The organism is Sphingomonas sp. CCH9-E2 (assembly GCF_001557215.1).
Lineage (GTDB): Bacteria > Pseudomonadota > Alphaproteobacteria > Sphingomonadales > Sphingomonadaceae > Sphingomonas.
The window spans coordinates 1-7387 of sequence record NZ_LSJM01000236.1 but is presented as its reverse complement, the minus strand read 5'-3'; the positions used below and the strand labels follow the sequence as shown (position 1 = coordinate 7387).

The window sequence follows — 7387 nt, the reverse complement described above, 5'->3', positions numbered from 1 at the left end:
CCGGCGGGTTGGCCGCGATTGCCGACCCGCCCTTGGCGAGCAGCAGCCAGAGCGCGAGCAGGATCACCGCAACCAGCGGGACGAGCTTCGTCACCGTCGTCACCAGCTGGATTCGCCCGGCCAGCACCACGCCGCGCATGTTGACCGCGACCAAGGTCCAGACGAGCAGCAGCGCCGTGAAGAAGGCCGGCGGCCCGCTCGCGATGTCCGGAAACGGCACGCTGAGTGCGCTCACCACTGCGATCGCCAGCGCGCCATTGCCCGCCCAGATCAGGATCCAGTAGCTCCACGCAACCGCGAAGCCGACGACCGGCCCGAATGCCGCATCGGCAAAGGCATAGGGGCCGCCCGCGCAGGGCAGCTTTGCCGCGAGCCGGGCGAACACGAACGCCAGCGTCATCGCCCCGGCAATCGTCGCGCCCCAGCCGATCAGCGCGTTGGTCCCCAGCGGCGCGAGCGTAGCGGGCAGCAAATAGATGCCCGATCCGATCATGTTGCCGACCACCAGCGCCAGCGTCGGCCAGAAGCCGAGCGCGCGACGTGGCGGTGGCGGGGCAGCATCGGCCATGCAATGTTGTCGCGAGCGCAGCGGCGTTCGTCCAGCACGAAAAATACGGACGGCGCTTGATCGCTGCGCCGCGGCATGATCATCATGCGCGATGACCGCGACGCGCTTCTCACCCGATCTCATGGACGCGGCGCTGGCGCTGCACGACAACCGCCTGTCCGAAGCCGAGCGCGGGCTGAAGGCCTATCTCAAGCGCGACCCGTTCGACGCCCGCGCGATCCGCATGCTTGCCGAACTCGCGGGCCGGATCGGGCGGCTCAAGGATGCCGAGAATTTGCTGCGTCGGGCGGTCGAGTTGGCACCGGCCTTCACCGCCGCGCGCGCCAACCTGGCGCTGGTGCTGTACCGCCAGAACCGCGCGGAAGAGGCGCTGGCCGAACTCGACGCGCTAATCGATGCCGAGCCCGATCATCCCGGTCACGCAAATCTCAAGGCCGCCGCGCTGGGCCGGCTCGGTGCGTTCGGGGAGGCGATCACGCTGTACGAGCGCGTGCTGGCCGAGGCGCCCGAGCAGCCCAAATTGTGGATGAGCTATGGCCATATGCTCAAGACCGTCGGGCGGCAGTCGGACGGCATCGCCGCCTATCGCCGTGCAATCGCGCTGCGGCCGGACCTGGGTGAGGCGTGGTGGAGCCTCGCAAACCTCAAGACGGTGCGGTTCGACGACGCCGACATTGCGGCGATGGAGGCCGCCCGCGCCGCCCCTGACCTGGGCGACGAGGACCGGTTCCATCTCGATTTCGCGCTGGGCAAGGCGTGCGAGGATCGCGGGGAAGCGGACCGCGCCTTTGGCCATTACGCGGCGGGAAATGCGCTGCGCCGAACGCAGCTTGTCTATGACGCCGACGAGACCGAGCGGTTCGTCGACGACTGCATTGCGCTGGCGACCCCTGGCTTCTTCGCCGAGCGCGCGGGCTGGGGATCCGACGCGCGCGATCCGATCTTCATTCTCGGCATGCCGCGCGCAGGGTCGACGCTGATCGAGCAGATTCTGGCCAGCCACAGCGCGATCGAGGGCACGACCGAATTGCCCGACCTGCCCGCGCTGGCGCGGCGCATTTCCGACTATCCGCATGGTCTGTCCACGCTGACCGCCGGGCGCGCAGGCGAACTGGGCGCGGAGTATCTGCGCCGCACTGCCGTCCAGCGTCGGACCGACCGGCCGCGCTTCATCGACAAGCTGCCCAACAACTGGGCGCATGTCGTGCTGATCCGCCTGATCCTGCCCAATGCCGTAATCATCGACGCCCGCCGCGAGCCGCGCGCCTGTTGCTTCTCCAACTTCAAGCAGCATTTCGCCCGGGGCCAGGCATTCAGCTACGCGCTCGACGATATGGGCCGCTACTATCGCGATTATGTGCGGCTGATGGCGCATCTCGACCGTGTCCAGCCTGGCCGCGTCCACCGCGTGATCCATGAGGCGCTGGTGGCGGATACCGAAACGGAAGTGCGCCGCTTGCTCGATGCCTGCGGTGTCGCGTTCGAACCCGCCTGCCTCGCCTTTCACGAGACCGAGCGCGCGGTGCGCACCGCGAGTTCGGAACAGGTGCGCCAGCCGATCTTTACCGGCGGCGACCGCGCCTGGCGGCCATTTGCCCGGCATCTCGCCCCGCTCGCCGCGGCGCTGGGCGACGTCACCGATTGCTACCCGGACGCCCCCGCAAATCTGTAACGTTGCAGAAACGTCACAATTGCCGAAGATTTTCAGCGCTGCCTATCGCCCCAATTGACCTTTGTTGCGCCGCACCACAGTCTCGCGTGACAAAGCAATAAAATGGGGGCCGATATGGTCATTTCAGTGCGTCGTGCCGTGTTATCCGGGCTGCTCGCGTCGACGGCGCTGATCCTGCCCACCACTGCCCAGGCCCAGGACCGACCTGCCCCCGACTTGCCCCCCGATCAGGACGAGATCGTCGTCACCGCGCAGAAGCGCGACGAAAATATCCAGTCGGTTCCGATCAGCATCCAGGCGATCGGCACGCGCAAGCTCGATCAGCTCAACATCTCGAACTTCAACGAATATACCCAGCTTCTGCCCTCGGTCGCGTTCCAGACGTCGCAGCCGGGCTCCACCACCGTCTATATGCGCGGCGTCGCGTCCGGCGGTGACGGCAACCATTCGGGTTCGCTCCCTTCGGTCGGCAGCTATCTGGACGAGCAGCCGGTGACGACGATCGGCGGCACGCTCGACGTGCATATCTACGACATCGCGCGCATCGAGAGCCTCTCCGGCCCACAGGGCACGCTCTATGGCGCGTCGAGTCAGGCGGGCACGATCCGCATCATCACGAACAAGCCGGACACCGCGGGTTTCGATGCGCGGATCGATGCGGAGGTGAACACCGTCGCGCATGGCGGGCAGGGCGGCAAGATCGAGGGCATGGTCAACACGCCGCTTGCCGAAAGCATCGCGCTGCGCGTCGTCGGCTTCTACCAGCGTGACGCGGGCTATATCGACAATGTGCCGGGGACGCGCAGCTTCCTGCCGACCCCGGGCGGCATCACCGTCAACAACAACGCGTTCGTCGAGGACAATTATAACGACACCGACATCTGGGGCGGCCGCGCCGCGCTGAAGGTCGATCTCGACGAGGATTGGACCGTCACGCCGACCGTGCTGTACCAGGAGATGCGCGCGCATGGCACCTATGCTTATGACCCGCGCGTCGGCGACCTTCAGGTGCAGCATTTCTACCCCGAATATCGCCGCGACCGCTTCATCCAGGGCGCGCTGACGATCGAGGGCAAGATCGGCAACTGGGACGTGACCTATGCCGGTGCCTATCTCGACCGCAAGACTGCCTCGTCGAGCGATTACACCGATTATTCGGAGGCGTATGACAATCTCTACGCCTCGGTCGGCGGGCTGGCCGGCTATTTCTACTATCTGGACAATGCCGGCAACACGATCGACCCGCGTCAGGTCGTCATCGGCAGCGACCACTTCAAGAAAACCAGCCAGGAGCTCCGCGTTGCCTCCCCGGCCACGGATCGTTTCCGCGTCGTCGCGGGCCTGTTCTATCAGCGCCAGTCCAACTTCATCCATCAGGACTATCAGATCCCGGGTCTTGGCAGCGCTGTTTCCGTGAATGGGTCGCCGGGCACCTTGTGGCTGACCCAGCAGCATCGCGTCGACAAGGATTATGCGATGTTTGGTGAGGCGAGTTTCGACCTCACGCCGGAACTGACCTTCACGGCCGGTGCGCGCGGTTACATCTACGATAACTCGCTGATCGGTTTCTTCGGCTTTGGCCGCAATCCCGGGGTCGATCCGGGCGACGGGCGCCCGTACACCGCGTCGCCGTTCAACGCGGCGGGCAGTTCGCGCACGGGCGTCGCGGGCTGCTATCTCACCAACGGGCAAACGCTGCGCGACGCCTATCTTTCGGGCGCCCCCACCAACACGCTGCTTCCGGCAAGTGTCGCCGGCAGTCCGTGCACCAATCTCGCGACGTACGCCAGCGGTCGGCTGCTGCCCAAGAAGACCGAGGGGCAGGGCATTACCTATCGCTTCAACATGACGTGGAAGCCGCAGGACGGGCTGCTCTTCTATGCCTCCGCCTCCAGCGGTTTCCGCCCCGGCGGCATCAACCGGCGTGGCGATGTTGCGCCCTATTCCGCCGACAAGCTCTACAATTACGAGCTAGGCTGGAAGACGACGCCGATCGATGGCGTGCGCTTCAACGGCGCGGTCTATATGCAGGAGTGGAAGGCCTTCCAGTTCTCGTTCCTCGGCCCGAACAGCTTCACGATCATCCAGAACGGCCCGGATGCGCGCATCTATGGCGTGGAGATGGATGCCAACGCCACGTTTGGCGGGCTCAACCTGACCGTGTCGGGCGCGTTCACCGATGCCAAGACGCGGCAGGACCTGTGTGCGACCCAGATTTGTAGCGGGACCGGCACCGATGTGCTGGCGCCAAAGGGGACCCGCCTGCCGGTCACGCCGCGCGTCAAACTGGCGGGCACCGCGCGCTACTCGGTGCCGATGGGGTCGGGACGCGGCTATGTGCAGGGGCTGATCGCTTACCAGAGCGCGGCGTCATCGGACATTCGCGTTGCCAAGGCGGCCGCGCTCGGGAGGCTCGAACCCTATACCACCGGGAACCTCGCCTTCGGCTACGAACTCTCGAGCTACAGCTTCGAGCTGTTCGCGCAGAATATCTGGGATGAACGCGGTCAGATCACCCGCTTCCAACAATGCGGTGCCTGCGATCAGCGACCCTATATCGTGCCGATCACCCCGCGCACGATCGGGCTGCGGTTCGGCGCACGGTTCTAGGGGCGGGTCGGCTTTCCCGGTCGCGATGGGTAACGTCGCGGCCGGGTATCAGCCCGCGTCTGCGGCCAGCGGTGTGGACGGCAATCGGGCCGATGGGTGCCAGCATCCGTAATCGACCCGGTCGAGCCACATCACACAGGTCGGCGCGGCGATCAGGGCAAGTTCGTGCATCACCCGCCAGCTTGGATCCAGGAAATAGAGCGCGCCGCGCGCGCGGGTGCGCGCCCTGCGCGACGAGAATTGCGATGCGCCGACCACGATCTCGCGATCGCTCACGGCAAGACCGCGCGTCATCATCGCGGTGATCCGCTGGCCGCGGCCGTCGAGCGCGATCAACTCCCCCGCGGGCGACCCGCACGCAAGCAGCGTCCCGTCGGGCAGGCACGCGAGATCGTGGCATCCGCCATGGGGCAAGTCCCACGCGCCTATGCGACGCCAGTTCCGATCGAGCACCAGGATCTGGCTCGATCGGTCGCCGCGTTCGACGCCGTTATGCAGCATGAGCAGGATCCGGTCGTCGACCGCCAGGATCGCGTTCGCGTGATGATAGCCGCGCTGCCACGCACCGTGTTCGGCTGCGGCGAGCGGCTGGGGAATGTCGACGGGCGTGCCATCTTCGGTAAAGGTCAGAATGCGCTGATTATAGGTGTCGAGGACGCACAATTGGTCGCCGACGAAATCGATCTGGTGACAGCCATTGTCGAGCCCCTCGGCGAAGACATCGCGCTCGACGATCGTTCCGCCGCGCCGACGCAGCCGGATGATCCGGCCAAGGTTGGTGCGCGCATAGGGAAGATCACAGGATTCGAAGGCGTAGATCAGGTCGTCGCGCAGCGTGATGCCGAAGAACAGGCCATTCGCGATCAGCTTGGCCTGTCGGCGATCGGCGACGAACAGGCCCTGGCGCGATGCAACCAGCAGCGGCATGTCGCTCAGGTCGGACTCGACCAGCCGCACTTCGCGCCGCGCATAGGCTTGCCGCGCGAGCGCGAGCGAGATCCGTTCCTGCGCCGCTTCATCGAACATCGGGCGGCGTCGATCCCTGGTTTCGGTCTTGCATCGCTTGCGCATATCAAGATCAGGGGTGAATTCCAGCCCGGCTTGTGGGGACGATGTCCCCCGCATTGTCGTCGTGCTGCGAGTTGGAGGCGCAACGGGATGGATGAGAGTCATTGGGGCAAGGGTTATGGCCTCATCTTCCATTCCGACATTGCGGTCCCCGGTATGACGCCATGCCCGCCGCAGCCCAGGGCGCTGAGCATGTGCTGCGACCGTCGGAGCGGGCCGCGATCTGCGGTCGTCCGCTCTGGCACGACCGGCTGCTGTTCAGCGCCAAGGCGCCATGTTCAAGGCCCAGCATCGGTTGAGCGGGGGCTTTCCCGAATTTCATGAGGTCGAGATCAGCTTCGACCGGAACGGTCGGGATTTTCACGCAGCGCTGTGCGTGGATGTGGGCCCGCTGGGGCAGGGAACGCGCTTCACCGGCACCGTCTGCATCGCCGACGACTGGATCGCGACCTTCGCTTGGCGCTGCGCGTAGATGGCCATGATGGATTCCGCCCGACAGACCTAGGACGATGCGCGTGCAGTCTCTTTGAAAAGTTGCCCGGCCATGCAAAGTCGCAATATGGACGGCGGCCAGACGCTGCGCCTGACTCAGCTTGCGCGCCGCGCTGGCCACGCTCTCCACACACGGTGGTTGAAATCCGACATCCCGTCTGATGCTGGCAGCGCACTGTGGCGGCGTGCCTAGAGCGCGGCAATACCCTCTGCCAGGACGCGCGCGCCAGCGGGGGTGAAGTGTGCGCCATCGAAATGGAACGGGGTCCCATCTGGGGTAAGCGGACGACAGCGACCGCCAGGGCACTCGATATCGATCAATGAGATGTACCGCGCGCCGGCCGCCTCGACACGCGGGCGCAGCAGCCGTTCCACCTTGACCGGCCTGTCGCGCCGATGCCGCTGGATCGCCGCGGGATCGCCGCCGCGGATCGCCGTGGAGAGCAGGCGGGGCACCTCGCCATCATATTTGTTGACCGGGCCGATAACGGTCACCGCGACCCCCTTTGCGCGGAGGGCGCGGATCGTGGATTCGAGCCGTTCGATATCCCCGACCTGCCAGCTTGCCGCGAGGACCACCCGTGAAACCCGGGCATCCGTGGCAAGGCCGTCGAGCATATTCTCGATCAGCCGCGTGCAGTAACGCGCACCGCGCGTGCCAACGACCGGCGGGCATGTTGTCGCACTGGCCTGCATCAGATTGATTTCAGGAAAGCGCTCGGCCAACGCGCGCCAGAGATGCGCGGCATAGCTGTCGCCGAGCAGCAGCACGTTGGATCGGTCGCCGCGCAGCGCAACGCATTCGGGATGCAGTGTCTGATCGGGCGCGTCGATGAAGCAGCTGCCAGTGCGGAACTGGGCGCGATGCGCGTCGCTGCCCATATAGTCGAGCCACGCCGCCACGCGGGCGGCCGGATCGCTCGGCCGCGCGCGTGTGGCGATGAAGGCGCTGCCAAGCGCGATCGTGACGGTGAGCG

Annotated in this window: 6 protein-coding genes; 3 read left to right on the top strand and 3 right to left on the bottom strand. The window is 65.9% G+C overall.

The features are described from left to right. The coding region (locus AX681_RS11130; RefSeq protein WP_156456077.1) for an amino acid permease at positions 1-568 on the bottom strand (568 nt) is incomplete at its 3' end. A 91-nt stretch (positions 569-659) separates the two neighbouring features. Between AX681_RS11130 and AX681_RS11125 the strand changes: the two genes are divergently transcribed. Together AX681_RS11125 and AX681_RS11120 are read left to right on the top strand one after the other, a co-directional pair. After that, positions 660-2240: a tetratricopeptide repeat-containing sulfotransferase family protein gene (locus AX681_RS11125; protein ID WP_231733656.1), complete on the top strand. Its 1581-nt coding sequence runs from the start codon at positions 660-662 to the stop codon at positions 2238-2240. Between the two features lie 114 nt (positions 2241-2354). After that, positions 2355-4850: a TonB-dependent receptor gene (locus AX681_RS11120; protein WP_066656879.1), complete on the top strand. Its 2496-nt coding sequence runs from the start codon at positions 2355-2357 to the stop codon at positions 4848-4850. Positions 4851-4898: 48 nt separating this feature from the next. On the opposite strand, the gene AX681_RS11115 is transcribed toward AX681_RS11120, so the two are convergent. Next, a complete protein-coding gene (locus AX681_RS11115; protein WP_156442598.1) occupies positions 4899-5876 on the bottom strand; it encodes a hypothetical protein in 978 nt (325 codons plus the stop codon). Between the two features lie 316 nt (positions 5877-6192). Here AX681_RS11115 and AX681_RS11110 point away from each other — a divergent pair, with 316 nt between their 5' ends. Beyond that, a complete protein-coding gene (locus AX681_RS11110) occupies positions 6193-6390 on the top strand; it encodes a hypothetical protein (protein WP_066656861.1) in 198 nt (65 codons plus the stop codon). Positions 6391-6599: 209 nt separating this feature from the next. Here AX681_RS11110 and AX681_RS22475 read toward each other — a convergent pair. Then, a partial coding sequence (locus AX681_RS22475; protein ID WP_197424280.1) for an SGNH/GDSL hydrolase family protein occupies positions 6600-7387 on the bottom strand: 788 nt, incomplete at its 5' end.